This window comes from Azospirillum picis, assembly GCF_017876115.1.
In the GTDB taxonomy this organism is placed as follows: Bacteria; Pseudomonadota; Alphaproteobacteria; order Azospirillales; family Azospirillaceae; genus Azospirillum; species Azospirillum picis.
In genome coordinates this window covers 1-22,842 of the sequence record NZ_JAGINO010000019.1, presented here as the reverse complement: position 1 = coordinate 22,842, position 22,842 = coordinate 1, and the positions used below count along the sequence as shown (strand labels likewise).

Sequence of the window (22,842 nt, the reverse complement as noted above, 5' to 3'; positions counted from 1 at the left end):
CTGACGCGGAAAAGGGGGCGGCCGGCGGAGCGGCGGCGATCCCCTCCTCCGCCGACGGCGGGGAAGGGGCCGGGAGAGAGGCACGGCCTTGCCCCCTCCCCGCTTTCCCCCATTCCCACCCCATTCCCCCGCGAGGAGACCTGCCATGTCGTCTTCCAGCCTAACCGTCCAGGGCCTCGCCAAGCGTTACGGCGATTTCGTGGCGCTCGCCCCCACGGACCTCGTCGTCGCCGATGGCGAATTCCTGACGCTGCTCGGCCCCTCGGGCTCGGGCAAGACGACATTGCTCAGCCTGCTGGCCGGGCTGGTCCCCCCCGACGAGGGAAGCGTGCGCATCGGCGCGCAGGACGTGACCTACGCCCCGCCCTACGAGCGCGACATCGGCGTGGTGTTCCAGAACTACGCCCTGTTCCCGCACATGACGATCGAGGAGAACATCGCCTTCCCGCTGAAGATGCGCAAGGTCGCGGCGGCGGAGGCGAAGAAGCAGGCGCGCGCCGCGCTGGAGATGGTGCATCTGCCGCACATCGCCGGCCGCTACCCGCGCGAGCTGTCGGGCGGCCAGCAGCAGCGCGTGGCGCTCGCCCGCTGCATGGTCTACAAGCCGTCGATCATCCTGATGGACGAGCCGCTGGGCGCGCTCGACAAGAAGCTGCGCGAGCACATGCAGCTCGAGATCAAGCGGCTGCACCGCGAGATGGGGACGACGGTGGTCTACGTCACCCACGACCAGGAAGAGGCGATGACGATGTCCGATCGCATCTGCCTGATGAACGCCGGGCGGATCGAGCAGCTCGGCACTCCGGCCGACCTCTATTTCCGCCCGCGCACGCTGTTCGTCGCCGACTTCCTCGGAGAATCCAACCTTCTGCCGGCGGCGCTCGGCACCCGCGTCGGCGACGAGGCGGAGATCCGGCTGGGCAGCGACGGCATTCCCGGCCGCGCGCTCGCCAACGGCCAGGACCTGCCGGCGGGCTCGGCGGTGCGGGTGATGGTGCGGCCGCAGAACCTGGGCGTCGCCCGTCCGGCGGGCGACGGCGTGCCGGGCGTGCGGGGGCGGGTGTCCGACGTGATGGTCACCGGCAGCCTGACCAAGGTCTACATGGAGCCGCTCGACCGCGCCCTGCCGCCGCTGGTCGCCGCCTTCCCCACCCGCAACGAGGCCGACGCCATCCGCATCGACGACGTGCTCGCGCTGTCCTGGAACAGCCGCGACGCGGTGGTCATCCCTGACGCGGCGGCCTCCGCCGGCGCGGCGAAAGCGGCCTGACATGAGCGACCACACCATGACCATGCCCCGTTCGGCCGGCCGGCGCGCCGCCCCGCCGGCCTGGCGCAAGCCGGTGCTGATGGGCGCGCCCGTCGTCCTGCTCCTCCTGGCCTTCCTGGTCTATCCCGTCGGGCAGTTGCTGGCGCTCAGCGTCTACAACGGCGAGGGCTTCACGCTCGCGCCCTACAAGCAGCTCTTCTCCTCCAGCCTCTACGTCACCGTCCTGTGGATCACGCTGAAGATCTCGCTGGCGACGACGCTGGTCGCGGTGGCCGGGGCCTACCCCATCGCCTACCTGATCTCGATCGCGAAGGGGCCGGCGAAGAGCCGGCTGATCTTCTGGGTGCTGCTGTCCTTCTGGACCAGCTTCCTGGTGCGCGCCTTCGCCTGGGTCATCATCCTCGGCCGCAACGGCGTCATCAACGGCACGCTGATGTCGCTGGGCATCATCGACCGACCGATCGACCTGCTCTACGGCTTCGGCGCCGTGCTGGTCGGCATGGTGCACGCCATGCTGCCGCTGGCGGTGATGACCATGCTGGCGGTGATGGAGAACATCGACCGCACCCTGCCGCGGGCCGCCAGCACGCTGGGCGCCCGCCCCGGCACCGCCTTCTGGACCGTCTATTTCCCGCTGTCGCTGCCCGGCGTCGCCGCCGCGGCGATCATGGTCTTCGTGTCGGCGATCGGCTTCTTCATCGTGCCGGCCCTGCTCGGCGGGCGGCGCGAGACGATGATCACCCAGCTCATCATCGACCAGGTGCAGCAGACGCTGAACTGGGGCCTGGCCGGCTCCATCTCGGTGCTGCTGCTGACGGTGGTGCTGGCGGTGTTCGTGCTCTACGACCGCGTCTTCGGCTTTTCCACGCTGACCGGCGAGACCGCCGGCGCGACGCACAACCGCGACACCGCCATGCGGCGGCTGGGCGGCCGGGTGCTGGGGCTGCTGGGTTCGGCCAGCGACGCGCTGCTCGGCCTGTTCCCGCGCCGCCGGCCGCACGGCACCGGCGAGAAGCCGGCCGCGACGCTTCGCGTCCTGGTGTGGGCGATGCTGGGGCTGATCAGCCTGCCGGCCTTCCTGATGGTGCCGCTGTCCTTCGGCAATGCCGGACTGGCCTGGCCGCCGACCGGCTTCTCGCTGCAATGGTACGAGCAGCTCCTGCAATCGCCGCTGTGGATGCAGGCGCTGACGCGCTCGCTGGTGGTGGCGTTCGGCACCGGGCTGCTGTCGATGGCGATCGGCGTGCCGGCCGCCTTCCTGATGGTGCGCAGCCGCATGCGGGGCAAGGGCGCGATGCTGGCCTTCATCCTGTCGCCGGTGATCGTACCGCGCATGATCATCGCGGTCGGCCTGTTCTACGTCTTCGCCCAGATGGGGCTGGTCGGCACCATCCTCGGGCTGGTGATCGGCCACACCGTGGTCGCCGTGCCCTATGTGGTGATGACGATGACGGCGGTGCTGCGCAACTACGACACCCGGCTCGACCTGGCGGCGCAGAGCCTGGGCGCCCGGCCGCTGGCGGCGCTGCGCCACGTCACCTTCCCGATCCTGGGCGCCGGCATGCTGTCGTCCTTCCTGTTCGCCTTCGCCACCTCCTTCGACGAGCTGACGATCTCGCTGTTCTCGTCGGGCGGCCTCAGCGCCACCCTGCCCAAGCAGTTCTGGGACGAGGTGACGCTGCAGGTCTCCCCCGTCATCGCGGCGGTGTCGACCGGCCTCCTCGTCTTCGTCGCGGTGCTGATCTACGCCGCCGACCGGCTGCGCCGGCGCAGCCTGGCCTCCTGAGCCCTGCACCGCCGCTCCACCTCTTCGCACTTCCAAGGATACATCATGCTCGATGCCACCAAGCTCCGCGGCATTCTGCCCGCCACCCCGACGCCGGTGACCGCCGACGGCACCATCGACGTCGCGGCGTCCAAGGCGCTGTTCTCCTGGCTGAACCGCCAGGGGATCGACGGGGTGGTCCCGCTGGGCGGAACCGGCGAATACGGCGCGCTGGCGCGGGCCGAACGCAACCGCTTCGCCGAGCTGACGGTCGAGGCGATGGCGGGAAAGGGGCCGGTCATCGCCGGCGTGCTCGACACCGGCTACCATGACGCGCTGGCCGCCGGCCGCGACTTCGCGGCAGCCGGCGTCGACGGCCTGCTGGTGCTGACGCCCTACTACACCAACCCGACCCAGGCCGGCATCCGCGACTACTTCCTGCGCTATGCCGACGAGTCGCCGGTGCCGATCCTGATCTACGAAATCCCCTACCGCACCCGCATCGCCGTCGATCCCGAGGTGCTGCACGAGCTGTCGCGCCACGAGCGGATCGTCGGCATGAAGGCCTGCAACACCGACATGTACCACTTCCTGCGCACGGTGGCGGGGCTGCATCCCTCCTTCGCCATGCTGAGCGGCGAGGACACGCTGTTCCCGCTGCACGTCGCCGCCGGTGCCAAGGGCGGCATCGTGGTGACCGCCAACCTGCTGCCGCGCGCCTGGCGCCTGGTGTTCGACCTCGCCTCGGCCGGCAAGACCGCCGAGGCGCTGGAGATCCACCGCAGCCTCATCCCGATGATGAACCTCGCTTTCGCCGAAACCAATCCGGGGCCGATGAAGTCGGTGATGGACCTGATCGGCGTCAACGCCCCGGCGATGCTGCCGCCGCTGCGCGAGCCGCGGCCGGAGCTGCGCGACGCCCTGCGGCGCGAGCTGTCGCGCCTGCTGACCACCTACGAAGGACTGCCGGTCGCGGCGGTCGCCTGACCGCTCGCATCGCGACACGCGTGGCATCCGGCCCGCCGGATGCTATGCGTTGCGCGAGGGAATGCCGATGACGCGAGGAGCAGGACCGATGCCGAAGGCCGGGAACCCCACCGAGACGGGCAGCACGGCGGAACGGGCCGGACAAGAGGGTGCCGCCGCCGCGGCGGAGACGAAGGCGAAAGCCGATCCGCGCGGCTCGTCGCTGTTCGTCGGCTCGACCGAGAAGACCTTCCAGGTCCTGCACGCCTTCGACGGCCCGCACCGGCAGATGCCGCTGTCGGAGATCGCCAAGGCGGCGGGGCTGGACCGCAGCGCCGCCCAGCGGCTGGTCTACACGCTGGAGGTTCTGGGCTACCTGCGGCGGGTGCACGGCACGCGCAACTACGCCCTCAGCCCGAAGCTCCTCCAGTTCTCCTACAACTACCTGCGCGCCAACGAGCTGATCGAGAAGGCGTCGCCCTACCTGCTGGAGATCAGCCGCGGTGTCGGCGAAACCGCCAACCTGCAGGAGCTGGACGGCCACGAGATCGTCTTCGTCGCCCGCTTTCCCGGCCGCCACCTGGTGAACATCGACATCATGGTCGGCAGCCGGCTGCCCGCCTACTTCACCGCGTCGGGGACCGCCATCCTGTCGCGCCTGTCGGAGGACGAGCAGGAGGAAATCCTCGCCCGCACCGACCTGCGCCCGCTCACGCCCTTCACCATCAACGATCCGGCCCGCCTGCGCGCCCGCGTCCGCGAGGCGGCGGAGAAGGGCTATGCGGTGGTGGCCAACGAGACGGTGATGGGCGACATCTCGGTCGCCGCCGCCGTCACCGACGAGCACGGCCGCGCCGTCGCCGGCCTGAACATTTCGGTCCCCACCACCCGCTGGACGCCGGAACGCGCCGAGCAGGAACTCGCCCAGCATGTGCAGGTGGCAGCGACCTCGATCTCCGTCAACAAGTTCGCGGGTTATCCGCGCTGACGGATCCCGGCCCCCTTCCAGGCTCCCCATGGACGCGACGCTCAACATCGACGACCTGCGCCGGGCCGCCCGGCGCTTCCTGCCGCGCGGCATGTTCGAGTACATCGACCGCGGCACCGAGGACGAGACGGCGCTCTCCCGCCTGCGCCGCTCCTTCGACCGCTGCGAGCTGATGCCGCGGGTGCTGGTCGACACCAACGGGCGCAGCCTGGAGACCGGCCTGTTCGGGCGGCGGCGTCCGCTGCCCTTCGTCGTCGCGCCCACCGCCGCCGCCGGCCTCGTGCGCTTCGGCGGCGAGGTGCTGCTGGCCAGGGCCGCGCAGGCCGCCGGCATCCCCTTCTGCGTCTCCACCCAGTCGATCACCGCCATCGAGGAGATCGCCGCGTCCGGCGCCGAGCTGTGGTTCCAGCTCTATGTCTGGCGCGACCGCGGCCTGACCCACCGGCTGCTCGACCGCGTGGCGGCCTGCGGGACGGAAACGCTGGTGCTGACCGTCGATACGGCAGTGTCGCCCAAGCGCGAATACAACCAGCGCAACGGCTTCGGCGTCCCGGTCACCCCCAGCCTGCGCGGTGCCGTCGACGTGGCGCTTCACCCGGCCTGGGCGTGGACGGTGCTGCTGCGCTGCCTGCGCAGCGGCGGCTGGCCGGCCTACGCCCATTATCCGCCGGAGTTCCGCGGACGCATCACCGAAGCGGCGGCGCACGATCCGGTCCGGCTGTGCGACCGCGTGTGCTGGAGCGACGTGGCGGAGCTGCGCCGGCGCTGGAAGGGGCGGATCGTCATCAAGGGTATCCTGTCGCCTGACGATGCCCGGCAGGCGGCGGAGGCCGGCGTCGACGCCGTCGTCGTGTCCAACCATGGCGGCCGCAACCTGGACAGCGCGCCCTCGCCGCTCGCGGTGCTGCCGCGGATCGCCGACGAGGTCGGCGACCGCCTGACGGTGCTGGCCGACAGCGGCGTGCGCCGCGGCAGCGACGCCGCCAAGCTGCTGGCCGCCGGTGCCTCGGCGGTGCTGCTCGGCCGCGCGCCGCTGTTCGGGCTGGCGGCGGACGGGCAGCGAGGGGCCGAACGGGCCTTCGCCATCCTCGCCGACGAACTCGACCGAACGATGTCCCTGCTGGGGTGCCGCAGCGTCGCCGACCTGCGCGGCTGCCGGATGGGCTGACCGCGCCAGCACCGCTCAGCCCATCCGCCGCAGCGTGCCGGCACCCGGCGCGCGAACGCCGCCCGCCGGTGCGGCCCCGTCCCGCTCGTCCCGTCCGGCCGCCGCCAGGGCGCGCAGGCGGGCGGCCAGCGCGCGTTCCGGCGCGCAGAGCTCCTCGCAGAGCGCACGCATCTCGGCGATCGACGGGCGCCACTTGCGGCTCCGGCGCCAGAGGCGTGCCGCCGCGTCGACGGTCCAGGCGGGGTATTCGCCGAGATCCTCGGCCCAGTCCAGCGCCACCAGCCGCTCCACCTCCGGCGACAACCCCTTGGCCGGGAAATGGCTGAGCAGCGACAGGATGCGGGCGAGCAGATGATCGCCGTCGACCGGCGCCAGCACGCTGGCGCACAGCTCGTCGTGGGCGCGCTGCGCCAGGGCCGCTTCGGCCGGCGTCACCCCGGCCGGCGGCGACCACCGCTCGGCCATGCCGTCGAAGCCGTCCTCGGCGAAACGCGGGCGGCTTTCGGTCCGTCCCTGCGCAAGGCGATCGCGCAGGACCGGCGGCAGGGCGGACAGCAGGCTGTCCCGGCGCAGGGGCGGCGGCAGGGCCGGATCGAAAACCGAGGGCAGCGGGCGCGGCAGGCTGGTGACGGTGGCCATGGCGGTTGCGGTCTCCCGTGGCGTTCCGGAGGGTTGGACAATGGAGCGGAGTGATGGACCGGAGTGGCGGATCAGAGGGGTGAGGCAAAGGTCCGGCGGCGCAACTCGGCGGCGGCGGCGGCCCAGGCGCCGAGGCGCTGGTCGGCGGCAGCCTGTGGGCGCGGCGGGGTGGCTTTGAGAGCTGCCGCCGGGGTGGCGTCACGCTGGAACGACGGCGGCATTCCAGCCGGTTGCGGCGGCGCCTTGCCGGCGGCGGCATCCTGGATCAGCCAGGCCCGCCACGCGGCGGAAACGTCGCGGTAGCGGTAGCCGTGGGCCCGGCAACGCAGGACGAAGCCTTCGACATGGCGGCCGAGGTCGATTCCGGCATGGCGGCTTCCGGCCCAGGCGAGGTCGGCGGCGTTCGGCATCCAGTCGGCGGGAACTTCCCGTGCGGCTCCGTCCGTCGCCGGCCCGTGCCCGCCCGAAGCGTGCGAGTCCGGAATCTGTTCGGAATGGACCTGTTCCTGACTCGGTTGCGGACAGGGGGTGTACGCCTGCGAGTCATCCCTGTCGGCCGCCTGGACAGGGCGGAGGCCGGCCGCGTCGGCGGCCAGTTCCGCTGCGGCATCCTCCGGGGTGGCGCCGTCCGGGGTGGCGCCGTCCGGGGTGGCGCCGTCCGGGGTGAAGCGCAGGCGGTAGAGGCAGGACAGGCGGGCGCCGTCGCGGCCGCGGCGATGCTCGACGCTGACCAGCCCTAGGTCACCCAGCGTCTGGATGATGCGGTTGATCGTCGGGCGTGACCGCTTCAGCTTGGCGGCAAGGGTCGATTGCGACGGCCAGCACAGGCCCTGGTCGTCGGCGAAGGTGGCCAGCGCCGCGAGCACGGCGAACCCGTCGGCATCGAGGTCGGGATGCTCCAGCCACCATGCCGGAATGCGGCCCCAGCGGCGGGCATCGTATGGTTTGGCGTCCTGCGTGGCTGGTTTTCCGGCGCTGCCGGCCCCGGACGGATGGGCGGGGCGGCGGGCCGGGCTGGAAACAGGCTGGGAAGCGGGCCTGGAAGCGCGCCGGGGGTCGCGCGGTATGGTCGGCATCGGAGATTCTCCGCGATCGGGTGGCCGGGGGTGAGCCGGCGGCAGGGGGAATGCGGCTTGGCGGGCCGCGACGTTGCGCCAAGGATTCCGCCGACCGCGGCAGGCGTCGAATCGCGGGCAAAGAGGACCGAGTCGGTTGTGTCCCTTTTGCCCGCGCGCCGGTCCCGCCGGCCCGCGCCTGTGTCGGATTTGCTCGCGGACCTGTCCCGTTTGCCCGCGCCTGTTCCGCGAATCGGATTCGATCCCGTTTGCCCGCGCTTGCCGGTGCGCCGCCGCCGACGGCGCACCGCGCCCCGGCGCCCCGCTTGTCCCGTTTGCCCGCGCTTCCTGATGATTTGCGGTCTGACCTGTCCCATTTGCTCGCGCTTGGCCGACGGCCACTGCGTGGCTTGTGTCCCGTTTGCCCGCGTTTGCCAGCCGCAGGCCCACGGCCTGTCCCATTTGCCCGCGTTTTGGGCGCGGTCCGTCAGTTCCCAGCGCGGCCGCCGTCGCGGCCGGACCTGTCCCGTTTGCCCGCGCTTCCCCACGACCCCCGATTCGCGCGCTTCCTCCGCCCGCTGGCCCGTCGTCGTCGGCGCCGCGAGAGATCCTCGGACCCCTTCCGGAGGAACCGCGGGCAAACGGGACATGAGCCGCGGGCATTTCCTACACAGACGCGGGCAAAGGGGACACAGGCGGCGCCCGCGATCCGCTGCGGCAGGCCGCCGCCGGTTGCCTGCGCGGCGTGCCGCCCCCTATCGTGAGGGCTGGGCGAGGAGGGATGAGCCATGAGCAAGGCAAACGCGGTCCAGTTGACGCTGTTCGAGATGGAGGACCGCAGCCAGTCCCATATGATCGCGCTTTACGACACCGCACCACGCTTCGTGTTCGTGTCGAAGGGGCGCGGCGGCGAGCCGGAGCTGCCGGCCGCCAATTCCTTCGTCCAGTCGGTGCACAAGGAGTTCCCCTTCAAGGACTCGATGTTCAGCCTGACGCTGCAGCCCGCCCGCATCTACCGGCCGGCCAAGCCGGTGCCGGGCGAGAATCCGGCGGAAAAGCGCATGGTCGAATACGAGGTGTTCCCGTCCGAGCGCGAGCAGATCGTCGAGCAGGTGGTCCGCCGGCTGGCGATGGACCGGTCGCGCCTGTCGCTGATGGGGGACAAGCAGGACCGGGTCCGCGTCCATTTCTCGCTCTATGAAATCCGCCGCGAACTGCGCGCCGTGAATCGGACCATGGACACGGCGGAGATCCGCGAGGCGCTGGAGATCCTGGCGCGCACCCGGATGATCATCAGCAAGGGTCCGGAGAACGGCCGCAAGTCGGCTCGCCCGGTCCTGGAATCTTCGGTCTTCCCGACGCTGTACATCCGTCCGCGCAGCGGCGAGGCCGGCGAGGAGGACGAGGACGACACCTACCTGGAATTCAACGCGCTGGTCGCCTCGGCCATCCGCAACCTGGAATTCAAGCCGATCTCCTACCAGTGGATCATGCGGCTGAAGAGCCCGGTGGCGCGCTGGCTGTACAACCGGCTGTCGATCGAATACGGCGACCTCGATCCCGCCCGCCTCGACCGGGCCGGCGTGCCGCCGATGACGCTGTCGGCCGACGAGATCATCAACAACAGCGGCATGAACGAGTGGAGCCGGCGCCGCGACACGCTGCGCACCGTGACGCTGGCCGTTGATTCCCTGGTGGACGAGGGCATCCTCGACCGCGTCGAGAAGACGGTGTCGAAGGCCGGCCGGCGCATCGACGACATCGAGTACATCATGATGCCGAGCCGGAAGTTCCTGGACCAGGTCCGGCGCGGCAACGACGTCCAGGAGGCCAACGCGGCCACCTACAAGGCACTCGCCGGCGGCGACGAGCGCCCGAAGGAGTTCGTCGCGATCACCTCCGGCCAGAGCGCCGAGGTGCGCCGCCGCCGCGCCAGCCTGCTGGAGGCCGGCGCCGCGCGGACGGAGGACTGACCGGCTGCGGCCTGCTGGCGGCCGGCTCGATGCCTCATCCCATCACCAGGCCACCGTCGACGTAGAGGGTCTGGCCGGTCATGAAACGGCTCCAGTCCGAGGCCAGGAACAGCACCGGGCCGGCCATGTCCTCCGGCGTGGCGATGCGGCGCAGCGGCGTCTGGGCGATGATCCTGTCCTTGACGTCCTCCCTGGTGGAGCGGCTGGCGTCGGTGGGATAGACCAGGCCGGGGGCGACGCAGTTGACCCGGATGCCGAGCGGCCCCAGCTCCGCCGCCAGGTTGCGGCTGAAGCCGACCAGCGCCGACTTGGCGGTGGCATAGTCGTGGTAGGGCACCGTCGGGCGGGCGACGAGGTCGGTGGCCATGTTGACGATGCTGCCGCCCGGACGCCGGCGCAGCAGCGGCAGCATCGCCCGGCAGACGGTGAAGGTGCCCTTGAGGGCGCCGTCGACCTGCGACCGGTAGTCCCCCCACTCCAGGTCCCAGAACAGGGCGCGTTTTTCGGGATCGAAGGCGTAGGGCCGGAAGGCGTTGTTGACGATGGCGTCGAGTCGCCCGAGCTCGTCCGACAGCCGGTCGGCCATGGCGCGCACCGCGCCGTCGTCGGTGACGTCGGCCTGCAGCGCCCAGCCGTCGCCGCCGAGCGACCGGCACTCCGCCGCCACCCACTCCGCCGCCTCGGCGTTGCGGAGGTAGTTGACGACGACCGTCGCCCCCTCCGCCGCGAAGGCCCTGGCGATGGCGGCGCCGATGCCGCGGCTGGCCCCGGTGACGAGGACGGTCCTGTCGCGGAATTTCATGGCGCGGCAGCCTTTCCGTCCGGCGCGGGGATCAGGTCGGTGGCGACCACCTTGGCGATGTCGATCGGACCGGCGATCAGCCCGAGCTGCCGGAAGCTGTCGGCGCCCTGCTGCATCAGCGCGGGGTCGAAGCTGCCGAGCCCCGTCGCCCGGGTCGTCTCCGACTGGCTGGAGGCGTTGCGCAGCGTGATGATGGCGAGGTTGGTCGCCTCGTCGCGGCCGTTGATGGCGCGGGTCACGGCGATGCGCGCCGCCTCCTCGGGTTGGGCGATCATCCAGGCGGCGCTGTCGCGGTAGCCGGCGAGGAAGCGCTTCAGCAGGTCCTTCCGGGTGGCGTAGGTCTCGGCGGTCACCACGAAGATGTCGCTGGGCAGGTTCAGGCTGTCCTTCACCTCGATGACGTTGACGTCCTTCAGCCCCTTCTGCAGGCCGACATGGAGGCCGGTGTCGGTCGCCGCGGTGGCGTCGACCTGTCCCTGGATCACGGGCGCGAAGTTCAGCAGGCCGGTCACCTCGATGGTCACGTCCTTTTCCGACAGGCCGGCCTGGTGCAGCAGCACCAGCAGGTTCTGGTAGGTGCCGCTGGACAGGCTGTAGACCCCGACCCGCCTGCCCTTCAGGTCGGCCGGCCTGGTGATGTTGCGCTCCTTCGGCGACACCACGTTGAAGACGTTCTGCGGGTAGATGTTGTAGATGGCGACCAGCTTCTGGCCCTTGTCGAGCGCCAGGAAGAAGGAGGCCGGGTCGGTGAAGGCGACGTTGGCTTGCCCGGTCAGCAGGGTCTGGATGGCCGAGCCGCCGCCGGTGCCCGGCACATAGTCCAGCGCGATGTCGCGGGCCTTGAAGAAGCCCTTGTCGGGTTCGGCCAGCAGGTTGGTGATCTCGCTGATCGGCTGGCTCCAGCCGGCGACGGTCACCTTGTCCATCGCCAGCGCCGGCCCGGCGGTGGCCAAGCCCGACAGGGCGGCGAGCCCGATGGCGAAGCCCAGGGCGGCGGCCCTGCGCAGATACCCAGCAAACGGCGTCTTCATCGGTGGTCGGCCCTTCAGCCCTGTCGGTTGGTTGGTTGATTGGTCGATTGGTTGGACGGATGGCGGCGCAGCAGCCGGCGTTCCAGAAGAACGGCGGCCTGGTAGGCCAGCATGCCCAGCGCCGTGATGACGACGAACAGGGCGAACATCATGGTGGAGTCCATCATGCCCTGCGCCGCGATGATCGAGGCGCCGAGCCCGGTGCGCCCACCGATGAACTCGCCGACGACGGCGCCGACCAGCGCCAGCACCACCGACACCCGGACGCCGGCCAGGATCACCGGCAGCCCGGCCGGGATCTTCAGGCGCAGCAGGGTCTGCAGGCGGGTGGCCCGCAGCATGCGGAACAGCTCGCGCTTCTGCGGGTCGACCTGCCGCAGGCCGGTCATGGTGTTTTCCAGCAGCGGGAAGAAGCAGACGAGCGCGGTGATCACCACGGTGGAGGTCATGCCGAAGCCGAACCAGATGATGAAGAGCGGCCCCAGCGCCAGCTTCGGCACCACCTGGCTGGCGATGACGTAGGGGTGGAGCAGCCGGCGCAGCCCCTCGGCCTCGGCCAGCAGCACGCCGGCGAGGAAGCCGACGGCGCAGCCGAGCCCCAGCCCCAGCGCCATCTCCGCCACCGTCCTGGCGATGTGCGGCAGCAGGAAGCCGCTGGCCAGCCCGTCCCACAAGGTCGCCAGCACCGCCGACGGCAGCGGCACCACCAGGGCCGGCACGCCGGCAAGGCGGCAGTAACCCTCCCAGCCGCCGACCAGCAGCAGGAGCAGCAGGACGGAGCCGGCCCGTGCCCGCAGGGTGGTGCCTGTCCGCAGGGTGCCTGGGGCGCTCATGACGCGGCGTCCAGCGGCATGGCCGCGACCGCGCCGCCATCCATCGCCCGGCGGAGCTCCCGGCACAGTGCGGTGAAGCGCGGGGCGTAGCGGACGTCGCGCCCGCGCGGGCGCGGCAGGTCGATGCGCAGGTCGTGGCACAGCCGCCCGCCGGCCATCACCGCGACCCGGTCGGCGAGATAGACCGCCTCGGCGATGTCGTGGGTGACGAACAGCATGGTGGTGCCGCCGCGGCCGCACAGGCGCAGCAGGTCGTCCTGCAGCTCCTCGCGCGTGATGGCGTCGAGTGCCGCGAAGGGCTCGTCGAACAGCAGCAGCGCCGGGTCGGTGACCAGGGCGCGGGCGATGGCGACCCGGCTCTGCTGGCCGCCGGACAGCTCGCGCGGATAGCGGGCGCCGAGCCCGGGCATGGCGACCAGGGCGAGCAGCTCCTCCGCCCGCCGGCGGTCCTGCGGCCCGACCCGGCGCTTCAGCGACAGCGGCAGCAGGATGTTGTCGATCACCGGCAGCCAGTCGAGCAGGGTCGGCGCCTGGAAGACGAAGCCGACCTCGGCGCTCGGCTCGCTCACCGCCCGGTCGCGGATGCGGATGCTGCCGGAGGTCGGCAGCAGCAGGCCGGCGGCGAGCTTCAGCAGCGTGGTCTTGCCGCAGCCGCTGCGCCCGACCAGGCAATGGAACTCGCCCTCGCCGATCCGCCAGTCGATGTCCTCGACGATGGCGGGACCGTTGCCGATGGCGTAGCCGGCGCCGTCGATGGCGACGAAGCTCATGCGCGTCTCCTCAAGGCCGCTCTCCCATGGCCGTTCTTCTCAGGGCCGTTCTCCTCAGGGCCGGCCGCTCAGTCGGCATAGCGGGCGAAGTCGTCGGCAGCCTGCTCCGCCGAATGCTCGATCTCCGTCAGGGTGACGAGGTCGAGCAGGTTGAAGCGCCCGTCATGGTGCCAGCCGGCTTCCGGCGCCGTCATCCGCCCGAGCGCGCAGACACGGGTGACGCCGGCGCCGCCGAGCAGCCCGGAGAGGCGGAACAGCTCCTCCGGCGCCGCGGCGATCCCGGCGGTCTGCAGGAAGGCGCGATAGGGGACGAGGCCGAGGACGGCATCCTCCAGCCGGTCGAGGGCGACCACGGTGACGGTGCGGTTCAGCCCGCAGGGCGCCAGCGCGGCTTCGCCCAACCCGCCACCGGGCCCGTCCACACAGGCGACGCTCCAGGCGCCGGCGGGATCGCCCAGCAGCGTCCGGCCGGGATCGGCAAAGCCCTTCGTCTCCTCGGCATGGCGCCAGGCGGCGACGCTGCCCGCCTCCTCCAGCGACAGGGCGCGGCGGGGATGGCGGATCTCCAGCCCGGCCAGCTCGCCGGCAAGGTAGCCGGCGAAGTCGCGCGGCGACACCCGCCCGCCGCGCTCGACGAAGATGGTCTGCGGCGAATAGCATCCCTGCTGGTCGTAGCGCATCACGTCCCAGGCCGCCCGGCCGGCCACCGCCTGCGCCTTGCCGGTGTCGAGGGCCGAGCGGGCGACCATGGCGAAGCTGATCCTGTGGCCGTAGGGCAGGAAGCGGGTGGTGACCGGCAGCCGGCGGCGGATGGCGTCAAGCGCCTCGGTGCCGCCATAGGCGAGGACGGTGTCGGCCTGCGCCAGCCAGGCCCGCTCCTGCGCCTCATCCCCGCCCCTGTCCCCGCCCTTCCACCAGACGACGGCGAGGCAGTCGGCGAGATCCGGATCGACCTCCGCCAGGATGCGCGCGAACCAGCCGGCGAACAGCGGTTCGGCGCTTGGCAGCTTGCCGACCGTGCCGGCCTTCACCAGCAGGCCGGAGACCAGGCTCCACAGCGGCAGGCCGGGGACATTGCCGGCCCAGACGTGCAGCAGCAGGCCGGGACCGAAGGCGCGGGCGAAACCGCCCTTGGGGATCGGCTGGAAATCGTCGAGCACCAGGGGATTGCCGAAATCCTCGACCAGGAACGTCTGAAGCTGCGGGCGCCGGAAGGTCTTGAGGTAACTGGTGAGGCCGAGCCGGACCATCTCGGCGTCGTAGCCGGTGACCAGCGGCAGCAGCCGTTCGGCCTTGCGCCGCCACGGGTCGCTACGGTCGAGCAGCCGCGCCACCGCCAGATCGATGGCGGCGGCGATGGCGCCGACCGGCCGCTCCCGCAACCGGCATGCGGCGGCGCGGACATGGGCGGCGAGCCGGGCGACCTGCGCCTCGTCAAGCGCCGGGACGGCGACCTCCAGCGTCTCGCCGCCGCGGGCGAAGGCCAGCGTCCGCCAAGCCACCTCGTCGGCCGCCAAGCCGGGCAGATGGCCGGCGATCTCCGCGTCGTGGGCCGCCATCTCAGGGTCGCGCCGCCTTGAGGAACTCCTCGACCGCCATCGAGCAGCCCTTGGCGTCGGCGCCGTCGGCGCGGCCGAGCAGGCGGAAGCGGCCCCCCGCGGCGATCCCGGCATCCTCGGTCAGGATGGCCGAGGCGCAGTTGAAATGCGCCAGGTCGTGGTGCACCAGCACGCCGACCGCGCCGTCCGGCACCTCCTCCCCGGTCAGGGGGTTGATCAGGCGGCTGCGGATCCAGTGCGGCCCGGATTTGACCGACGGGCAGACCGCGTTGCCGTCGTCGTAGAACTGGGTGCTCAGCTCGGTCATGCCGTACATGTTGATGCAGGCGCTGCGCGGCACGCCGAAGAACGCTGAGAGGCATTCGTAGAACTCGTCGGGCTCCAGCTCGCGCGACTGGCCCTTGAAGCCGCCGGTGTCGAGGATGCGGCTGCCGGCGGGAAGCGAGAAGCGCCGGCCCAGGGCGCGCAGGGCGTCCATCAGGTGGACGAAGCCGTAGCTGGCGCCGAGCAGGGCGTAGGGCTCGCCGTCGCGCTCTGCCCGTTCCAGCTCGGCGGTTACGGCGGCGACGTCGAGCCCGCCGTCGCCGATGAAATGGCGGCTGTCGGAGGTGCCGAACTCCCGCAGTGCAAGTGCCAGGTAATGGGCCAGCGAGGAGTTCGGCATCGCCTCCTCGGTCGGGAACAGGATGCCCATGCGCAGGCGCGCCTGCCGCTGGTCCGGGCGGCCGGGGTCGGCGGGCATGAAGCGGCGGGCGAAGTTGGCGGTCATCGAGCGGTCGTAGACCGCCAGCGTCGGATGGTGGCTCTTGCCCCGCACGCCGCGGGTGGTGCCGCTGGTCATGAAGACCCGCTCGCACTCCTCCGGCGGCCGGCAGCTCAGTGTCAGGTCCTTGAAGGCGCTGATCGGGACGGCGGGCACCTCGCGCCAGCTCCGCACCGTGCGCGGCGTGCGGCCGCGCTGTACGGCGAAGCGGCGGTAGGGCGCGTTGTGGTCGAACTGGTGGGCGAAGACCCGCAAGGCCAGGCGGTTGAAGGCGTCGTCGCCGATACCCTCGATATCGCCGGAAGCGATGAAGGCGAGCAGTTCGTCGATCAGGCGGGCTTCGGAGGTTCGAGCGTCGGACACGTCCACTGACACCTTTCGCGAGGGCGGCCGATCCGGCCGGCGGTGCGGCGGACCATGGCTGGCGGACCACGGGTGTCAGGACGGAAAAAGGGGGCGTTGACCCGCCCGATGTTCCGCATCCCTACGCCGGCATGACCCGGATCAGGTTCGGTGGGTCACCGCGTTGCCGGGACGAAGCCCGGCCGGCGGAGTCTCAGCCTCCTAACGAGGCCCCCCAGGGAACGCGACCAAGCTAGGGGAGCCTGCGGCATCCTGTCAAGGATGGTTGGAGAAGCGAACAAGGGCATCGCGTTTGGCGAGGATCGCCCTCTTCCGGAAGCGTGCCGTCGCGGGGCGCCGGCGGCGGTTTCCGTCCCGACGCCGGGAAATCGGGCACGCCTACTGAAATCAAACCTTCCTCTCGGCGGCGATCCCGTTCCTCAGCCATTTTTCGAACGCCGCGATCCGTGTGCCGTGCCGGTATCCGGGTGGCTTGACCAGGAAATAGGACGTTGTCTCCACCTGCAGCGACGCCCCCTCGTACAACGGAACGAGCTTGCCGTCATGGACCTCCCGCGCGGTCAGGAGTTCGCTTTCGAGGACGACCCCCATGCCGGCGACCGCAGCGTCGATTGCCATGGTCGACCGGTCAAGCCAGAGCTCGTTCACCGGCCTGAGGCCGTCATGGCCGATGGTGCGAAGATATTCGGCCCAGGTCAGAGCGTTGACCGAGTGGATCAGTGTCGCGCGCGCCAGGTCCTCGACCGTCTTCAGGCCGAGCGCTTCCGCAAGCTGCGGAGAACAGTAGGGTCGGAGCCTTTCGATCAACAAAGGCTCGGCATGCCATTGCGGCGATGCCGGCCGGCCATAGGAGATCGCGATATCGAACCGGGCGTTGTCGAAATCCCCACGGTCGGACAATGTCGACAGCCGCACCTTCACCCCTGGATTGGCAGCCAGGAACTGTGGAAGGCGCGGCTGCAGCCATTTGGCCGCAAAGCTGGGACCGGAGGCGATGACGAGGTGCCCGGTTTGGGATTGTGGGGCGGCTCGCCGGGTCGCCTCGGCGATCAGTCCCAGTGCGTGTCCGATCTCGCGGGCGTAGGCCTGCCCGGTGTTCGTAAGGACCGCCCGGCCTGCATGCCTTTGAAACAGGGATATTCCCAGGAAATCCTCCAACTGCTGAATCTGGTGGCTCACGGCCGAGGGGGTCACGCCGAGCTCCTCGGCGCCCTGGCTGAAGCTGCCGTGCCGGCAGGCTGCGTCGAAGGCAAGCAGAGCCTTGAGCGGAGGCAGTCGGGGGCGTTTGGGTCCGGCTGTTGAATTCATCTCACAAGGCGCTGACTTTTTTCGGCTGGTTGGGCAGTGAAGCATTCGGTATCAATCCTGTCAAGGAAATCCAAGTAAATCTGAGCAAAATCCGGCGCGTCTGGTCGGGGATAACTGTCAGTCCTGTGAGTTCGTCCAGAAGTTCGGAGGCTCTCACGACGAGACTGCTTTTAAGTCGGAAATCCAGATCGCTCACGTTTCCAAAGGAAAATCGAAAATGAAGGAAGATCTTTACAATCTGGCTCAGGAGCACCTGGTCAGATATGGTGGCGACGTCTTCCCGACCCTGTTTACGTCGGCGAAAGGAACCATCGTAAAGGACAGTCAGGGGCGGGAGTATCTCGACTTCACGTCGGGCCAGATGTGCGCAACGATCGGCCACAACCATCCGGCCATCGTCGATGCGGTGCATCGCGCCGGTGAAAAGGCCTTCCATTTCTTCAGCGGCATGATCCCGGAGGTGGTGGCCGAGCTCGCCCAGACGCTGGCGCGGGACTGGTTGCCGGGGGATCTCAAGCGCTCGATCTTCATCAACACCGGCTCGGAGGCCAGCGAAGTCGCCCTTCGCATGGCGAAGATGTACACCGGCGGCTTCGAGATCCTGGCGCTGGGCGGTTCGTGGCACGGCATCACCGGTGGGGCCAGCGCGGTTTCGATGGCAAGCGACCGCAAGGGCTACGGCGTTCCGGTGTCCGGCATCTACGTCATCCCCGAACCGAACGCCTACCGGCCCTACATCGACAAGGCGACCGAGGAAGAGGCGGCACTGGCCAATCTCGACCTTGCGCTCAAGATGTTCGACATGCAGTCGACCGGCCGCGGCGCGGCCATCATCGTGGAGCCGGTGGTCAGCGCCGGCGGCGTGCTGGTGCCCCCGAAGGCCTTCATGCAGGCGCTGCGGAAGGCGGCCGACGACCGTGGCATGCTGCTGATCTTCGACGAGGCCCAGACGGCGTTCGGCCGCATCGGGACCCGGACGGGCGCGGAGTATTTCGGCGTCGTTCCGGACATCATGACCATGTCGAAGACGCTGGGCGGCGGCCTGCCGGTTGCGGCGGTTTCCACGACCGCGAAGATCGAGGACGACATCCATTCCAAGAAATTCGCCTTCTACACCAGCCACGTCTCGGACCCGCTCGCCGCCGAGGTCGGGCTGGCGGTCCTCAACGTCATCCAGCGGGAAAGCCTGGTCGCGCGGGCCAACGTCATGGGGACCTATCTGCGCGGCCGGCTGGAGGAGTTGCAGCAGCGCTACGAGGCCATCGGCGACATCCGGGGCCTTGGCCTGCTGCTCGGCGTCGAACTCGTCACCGATCGGACCTCCCGCACGCCGGCCCACCAGTTGGGTGCCTTGACCACGCAGAAGTGCTTCGAGCGCGGCCTGAGCATGAACATCCGCAGGCGGCCGGAGCGCGGCTCGGTGTGGCGCATCGCGCCGCCGCTGACCGTCTCGACCGAGGAGATCGACCGCGCGGTCGACATCCTCGACCGGTCCCTGCGCGATAGCCTGGACGAGCTGGCGGCGAGCAAGGCGGCCTGACCGGGAGAAGGCGGGCGAACCCGTCGGGCGGCCGGCGTCTCCGGCCGTCCGATCGCAGAGACCTACGGCCAGGGTCGCCCGCGGGCGGCCGACAGGAGGCATCATGCAATCACGTCAATTCTTCGTCGGCACCGCCCTCGGCGCTCTCGGCCTGATGGCGCTCGCCGCGGCCACGTCTACGACCACGGCCATGGCCGCCACTGCTGCCGCCACTGCTGCCGCCGACGGCAGGACGCTTGCCAAGATCGCGGACACCGGCACGCTGACGCTCGGCTATCGTGAATCGTCGGTTCCCTTCTCCTACCTGGACGGCAACCAGAAGCCTGTCGGATTGTCCATCGACCTGTGCCAGGCGGTGGCCGAGCATGTGAAGGCGGAGCTGAAGCGTCCCGATCTCAAGATCGCCTATGTGGCCGTCAACGCGTCGAACCGCATTCCGCTGATCCAGAACGGCACCGTCGATCTCGAATGCGGCAGCACGACCAACACCGCCGAACGCCAGAAGCAGATCGCCTTCTCGGTGGCGACGTTCGTCAGCCAGGCCAGATGGCTCACGCTGGCCTCTTCGGGGATCGCCAAGGCGGACGAGCTGAAGGGAAAACCCGTGGTCGTGACGCAGGGGTCGCTCAACCGTTCGGTCGCCGAGCGGATCAATCGCGAAAAATCCCTCGACCTGGCCTTCATCCAAACCAAGGACCAGGCGGAATCCCTGCTGATGCTCCGCACCGGCCGTGCCGCCGCCTGGTTCGAAGACGATATCCTGCAGGCCGGGCTGGTGGCCAACGCACCCGACCCGAAAGCCTTTGCCGTCCTGCCGGACTCCCGTGGCGACAGCACCTTCTACGGCTTGATGCTCGCCCGCGACGATGCCGGCTTCAAGCGGCTGGTCGATGGGGTGCTGGCGCGGGTGATGGCGTCGGGCGAGTTCGACCGCCTGTACGAGCGCTGGTTCGTGCAGCCGATCCCGCCGGCCGGGATGAGCCTCTATCTGCCGATGAGCGCGGCCCTGAAGGAACGCGTCACCCACCCCAGCGACGCCCTCACCCCTTAGGTTCCGGTCCCACCGACCGCCGCCGATGGTGCCGGCGCCGTCCGGTGCCGATGCGGCCAACCGGAAACCGTGCCGAGGGGTTGTCGAATGTTCGATGTTCTTTTCGATCAAGCGTCCGATGGCCAACGCTATCTGGACTGGTTGATGTCGGGGCTTGGCTGGACTCTCGCCCTGGCGTTTTTCGGATGGTGGATTGCGTTTGCCGTCGGCGTCCTGGTCGGCGTCGGCAGGACGGTCGAAAGACGCTCCGTCGCGCTCCTGGCGCGCCTGTATGTCGAAATCTTCCGGAACATCCCGGTCCTCGTCCAGATGTTCCTCTGGTACTTCGTCCTGCCCGAAATCCTGCCGGCCGCGGCCGGCGGCTGGCTCAAGCAGCTTCCGCCGCCTTGGGGAAGCTTCCTGCCGGCCCTGGCCTGCCTGTCCTTCTACACGGCGTCGCGCGTCGCCGAACAGGTCCGGGCGGGGATCGAGGCCTTGCCGAAGGGACAGGCCGAAGCCACGCGCGCGCTGGGGCTTTCGTCCGTCCAAGCCTACCGGCTGGTGATCCTGCCGCAGGCGCTGCGGCTGATCGTGCCCAGCCTGACCAGCGAAGTGATGGCGATCTACAAGAACACGTCGGTGGCTTTGACCATCGGCCTGCTGGAACTCACCGCCCAGGCGCGTCAGGTCAGCGAGGAAACCTTCCAGACCTTCGCGGCTTTCGGCGCAGCCACCCTCGCCTATCTGACCCTAGCCCTCGTGGCCTACGGCCTGATGACCCTGGTCGACCGCCGTTTCCACATTCCAGGGCCGGCACAGCGCAGCCGGCCGCGCTTCGGTCGCCTGCGGACGGCGAAGGGAGCCTAGACATGCAAGCCATCGATTTCACGGTCGTCCTTCAGGCCTGGCCTTATCTGTGTTCGGGGCTCGCCTTTTCCCTGGCCCTGACCGCAACGGCCTTCACGGCGGGGATCGTGCTCGGGACCGGTCTCGCCCTGGCGCAGCATCTGGAGATCCCGGTGCTGGGCCATGCCGACCGGATCTACATCGCGACGATGCGATCCATTCCGCTGATCCTCGTCCTGTTCTGGTTCTTCTTCCTGGTTCCGATCATCCTCGGGTCGCTGTCGCCGGACGGCCGGCCCATCTCGATCGGTCCGACGTCGACGGCCTTCATCACCTTCTGCCTGTTCGAAGCCGCTTATTACTCGGAGATCATCCGGGTCGGACTGCGCGCCCTGAACCGCGGCCAGGTCGAGGCCTCGCATGCCCTTGGCCTTACCACGCCGCAAGCCTACCGCTACGTCGTCCTTCCCCAGGTCGCCAGGACGGTGGCGCCGATCGTGCTCAGCCAGACCATCATTCTTTTTCAGGATACGTCCCTGGTCTATGTGCTTTCCCTGACGGATCTTGTCGGGGCGGCGTCGAAACTTGTCCAGCTCAACGGCCGGTTCGTGGAGCTCTCCGTGACCGTGGCCCTGGTTTATCTCGCCATCTGCAGCCTGGCATCGCACTGCGTCGCCATCCTCAAGCGCCGAACGGCCGCCCACGCGGCACAGCGGTGAGCCCCCGAACTTGCAAAATCCCGGCAGACCTTTGAACGGTTGGAAAATGGCCCATGGACATTCAAATCGCCGATACCGAAAAACCTGCGACGCCGAGGAACGAGGAACCGATCGTCCGCCTGGAGGGCGTGTGCAAAATCTACGGTGAGTTCCAGGCCCGGTCGGACATCGACCTGGCGATCGGCAAGGGGGAGAGGGTCATCATTTGCGGACCTTCGGGGTCCGGCACGACCCTGATCCGGTGCATCAATCACATCGAACGGCACAACCGCGGGCGCATCGTCGTCAATGGCAAGGAACTGACCAACAACGGCAAGGATATCGCCGCCGTCCGGCGGGACACCGGTATGGTCTTCCAGAATTTCAACCTGTTCCCTCACCTGACCATTCTCAAGAACTGCTGCCTGGCACCGATGAAGGTCAAGGGCGTCGGGCGGGAAAAGACGTCGGAGCTGGCCAAGACAAGGGGGCAAGAGCGTCCACAGCGCGTTCCGCACGATCGCCGGCTCCGAAATCATGGCGATGGCCCGCGATGAGCGGGTTGCCACCATTCCTGCCAACGACGTATCAGCCCAGGCGACCTTCATCGCAAGCCTCTTGGAGAAGGCCGCCTGAAGTCGCAACTTGCACGGTTCCCCGCGCCTGCCGTAAAACTTTGCAGCGGAACACAAAATTTACCCAAATTGCCGGAATGGAAATCATTGCGTAAAAAGGAACTTTAGTTACTACACCGCTTCACCTTTACGGCCTCATCTTTCATTCTATCAGGAGGGAAAAATGTGTCATCCGCACAAGCCTCGGCGAGCTGTTCAGCATTCAAATTCAGGGACTCTCGGAAATCCGCTCTTCCGATATTCGCGCCCTTGAATGACGTTCCATTAAGATCCGCTTTTTTAAATATGGCTCCGGTTAGCCCTGCGTCCTGGAAATTCGCACCAATAAGGATTGCGCCTGTGAAGTCAGCTCCATAATAATACCTCTCCCACTCTTTCAATTTATGCAATTCCTCATCCAGATTATCTGGTCTGATGTTGCCGTCTGGGCCACAGTTTCCGTAAGCTTTCCAATCTTCCAAATTGGCGCCTCCAAATTGTGCGTATCTTAGATCCGCATTTCTGAAATTCGCTCCAAGTATGGTGGATTGCTCAAAATACGACCCGCAGTATCCGTGAGATCCTTCAAAGCTTGCTTTAAACAGATACGCTTGCCGGAAATTGATTGTTTCATGTACCGCTAGAGGCTTGTTGCAAAACCTATCTGAATAGTATGGTGACGATCTCCATTTATTCAGTATGCTAATAGCTGTTTGAACATCTGCGCTAACTGCAGCAGGCCTTTGAAAGCACTTCTGGTGCCCATTAGCAGGCTGCTGAAAAACTACCAGCGGTGAGCCTTGAGCTGGATCTCGTCGCCGTGGTGGATGCTGATTTCAACCTCGAGGCTTCCATCCTCGG

General features: G+C 68.8%; 21 protein-coding genes, 1 pseudogene and 1 riboswitch. Of the genes and pseudogenes, 11 read left to right on the top strand and 11 right to left on the bottom strand.

The features are described from left to right. Positions 1-145: 145 nt before the first annotated feature. The 5 genes from J2850_RS22285 (at position 146) to J2850_RS22265 (ending at position 6,157) form a co-directional block, all read left to right on the top strand. A complete protein-coding gene (locus J2850_RS22285) occupies positions 146-1,270 on the top strand; it encodes an ABC transporter ATP-binding protein (protein WP_209986512.1) in 1,125 nt (374 codons plus the stop codon). Position 1,271: 1 nt separating this feature from the next. Further along, positions 1,272-3,056, top strand: a complete 1,785-nt coding sequence (locus J2850_RS22280) for an ABC transporter permease subunit (protein WP_209986510.1) — start codon at positions 1,272-1,274, stop codon at positions 3,054-3,056. Positions 3,057-3,101: 45 nt separating this feature from the next. Then, positions 3,102-4,022 carry a 4-hydroxy-tetrahydrodipicolinate synthase gene (gene dapA / locus J2850_RS22275; RefSeq protein WP_209986506.1) on the top strand — a complete coding sequence of 307 codons (921 nt, stop codon included), beginning with the start codon at positions 3,102-3,104 and terminating at the stop codon, positions 4,020-4,022. A gap of 88 nt (positions 4,023-4,110) precedes the next feature. Beyond that, positions 4,111-4,989: an IclR family transcriptional regulator gene (locus tag J2850_RS22270; protein ID WP_209986503.1), complete on the top strand. Its 879-nt coding sequence runs from the start codon at positions 4,111-4,113 to the stop codon at positions 4,987-4,989. Positions 4,990-5,017: 28 nt separating this feature from the next. After that, positions 5,018-6,157: an alpha-hydroxy acid oxidase gene (locus tag J2850_RS22265; RefSeq protein ID WP_246513367.1), complete on the top strand. Its 1,140-nt coding sequence runs from the start codon at positions 5,018-5,020 to the stop codon at positions 6,155-6,157. 15 nt (positions 6,158-6,172) lie between these two features. On the opposite strand, the gene J2850_RS22260 is transcribed toward J2850_RS22265, so the two are convergent. Beyond that, positions 6,173-6,796, bottom strand: coding sequence for a hypothetical protein (locus tag J2850_RS22260; RefSeq protein WP_209986498.1), 624 nt, complete (start codon positions 6,794-6,796; stop codon positions 6,173-6,175). Positions 6,797-6,867: 71 nt separating this feature from the next. Continuing rightward, positions 6,868-7,872 carry a helix-turn-helix domain-containing protein gene (locus J2850_RS22255; RefSeq protein ID WP_246513365.1) on the bottom strand — a complete coding sequence of 335 codons (1,005 nt, stop codon included), beginning with the start codon at positions 7,870-7,872 and terminating at the stop codon, positions 6,868-6,870. Between the two features lie 767 nt (positions 7,873-8,639). On the opposite strand from J2850_RS22255, the gene J2850_RS22250 reads away from it, so the two are divergent. Beyond that, positions 8,640-9,824: a plasmid replication protein gene (locus J2850_RS22250; protein ID WP_209986495.1), complete on the top strand. Its 1,185-nt coding sequence runs from the start codon at positions 8,640-8,642 to the stop codon at positions 9,822-9,824. 34 nt (positions 9,825-9,858) lie between these two features. Here J2850_RS22250 and J2850_RS22245 read toward each other — a convergent pair whose 3' ends face one another. The 7 genes from J2850_RS22245 to J2850_RS22215 all read right to left on the bottom strand — a co-directional run bounded on the left by J2850_RS22245 (position 9,859) and on the right by J2850_RS22215 (position 17,253). Beyond that, a complete protein-coding gene (locus J2850_RS22245) occupies positions 9,859-10,626 on the bottom strand; it encodes an SDR family oxidoreductase (protein ID WP_209986490.1) in 768 nt (255 codons plus the stop codon). Next, on the bottom strand, positions 10,623-11,657 hold the full coding sequence (locus tag J2850_RS22240; protein ID WP_209986487.1) for an ABC transporter substrate-binding protein: 1,035 nt from the start codon (positions 11,655-11,657) through the stop codon (positions 10,623-10,625). Before J2850_RS22240 ends, J2850_RS22245 begins: the two co-directional genes overlap by 4 nt. 14 nt (positions 11,658-11,671) lie before the next feature. Further along, positions 11,672-12,490 (bottom strand): ABC transporter permease, encoded by an 819-nt coding sequence (locus tag J2850_RS22235; protein ID WP_209986484.1) that lies wholly within the window; start codon positions 12,488-12,490, stop codon positions 11,672-11,674. Continuing rightward, the gene (locus J2850_RS22230; protein WP_209986480.1) at positions 12,487-13,260 is read right to left on the bottom strand and encodes an ABC transporter ATP-binding protein; all 774 of its coding nucleotides are present in this window, start codon (positions 13,258-13,260) and stop codon (positions 12,487-12,489) included. Before J2850_RS22230 ends, J2850_RS22235 begins: the two co-directional genes overlap by 4 nt. Positions 13,261-13,328: 68 nt before the next feature. Next, a complete protein-coding gene (locus J2850_RS22225) occupies positions 13,329-14,819 on the bottom strand; it encodes an acyl-CoA reductase (RefSeq protein ID WP_209986477.1) in 1,491 nt (496 codons plus the stop codon). 1 nt (position 14,820) lies between these two features. Next, positions 14,821-15,945, bottom strand: a complete 1,125-nt coding sequence (locus J2850_RS22220; protein ID WP_209986474.1) for a LuxE/PaaK family acyltransferase — start codon at positions 15,943-15,945, stop codon at positions 14,821-14,823. Between the two features lie 99 nt (positions 15,946-16,044). Continuing rightward, positions 16,045-16,172, bottom strand: a riboswitch (TPP riboswitch). Between the two features lie 160 nt (positions 16,173-16,332). Further along, positions 16,333-17,253 (bottom strand): LysR substrate-binding domain-containing protein, encoded by a 921-nt coding sequence (locus J2850_RS22215; protein WP_209986472.1) that lies wholly within the window; start codon positions 17,251-17,253, stop codon positions 16,333-16,335. 217 nt (positions 17,254-17,470) lie between these two features. On the opposite strand from J2850_RS22215, the gene J2850_RS22210 reads away from it, so the two are divergent. The 5 genes from J2850_RS22210 to J2850_RS22190 all read left to right on the top strand — a co-directional run bounded on the left by J2850_RS22210 (position 17,471) and on the right by J2850_RS22190 (position 21,924). After that, positions 17,471-18,793 (top strand): aspartate aminotransferase family protein, encoded by a 1,323-nt coding sequence (locus J2850_RS22210; protein WP_209986470.1) that lies wholly within the window; start codon positions 17,471-17,473, stop codon positions 18,791-18,793. A 103-nt stretch (positions 18,794-18,896) separates the two neighbouring features. Further along, positions 18,897-19,844: an amino acid ABC transporter substrate-binding protein gene (locus J2850_RS22205; RefSeq protein ID WP_209986468.1), complete on the top strand. Its 948-nt coding sequence runs from the start codon at positions 18,897-18,899 to the stop codon at positions 19,842-19,844. A gap of 87 nt (positions 19,845-19,931) precedes the next feature. After that, complete coding sequence (locus J2850_RS22200; protein WP_209986465.1) at positions 19,932-20,690, top strand: amino acid ABC transporter permease; 759 nt, start codon at positions 19,932-19,934, stop codon at positions 20,688-20,690. Between the two features lie 2 nt (positions 20,691-20,692). Further along, entirely contained in the window at positions 20,693-21,388 is a 696-nt protein-coding gene (locus J2850_RS22195; RefSeq protein ID WP_209986462.1) for an amino acid ABC transporter permease, read from the top strand. A 53-nt stretch (positions 21,389-21,441) separates the two neighbouring features. Then, positions 21,442-21,924, top strand: a complete 483-nt coding sequence (locus J2850_RS22190; protein ID WP_209986460.1) for an ATP-binding cassette domain-containing protein — start codon at positions 21,442-21,444, stop codon at positions 21,922-21,924. Positions 21,925-22,106: 182 nt separating this feature from the next. On the opposite strand, the gene J2850_RS22185 is transcribed toward J2850_RS22190, so the two are convergent. Further along, positions 22,107-22,463, bottom strand: coding sequence for a pentapeptide repeat-containing protein (locus tag J2850_RS22185; RefSeq protein ID WP_209986457.1), 357 nt, complete (start codon positions 22,461-22,463; stop codon positions 22,107-22,109). A 6-nt stretch (positions 22,464-22,469) separates the two neighbouring features. Beyond that, positions 22,470-22,586 (bottom strand): annotated as a pseudogene (locus J2850_RS32370) (pentapeptide repeat-containing protein); the annotation flags it as partial. Between the last annotated feature and the right edge of the window lie 256 nt (positions 22,587-22,842).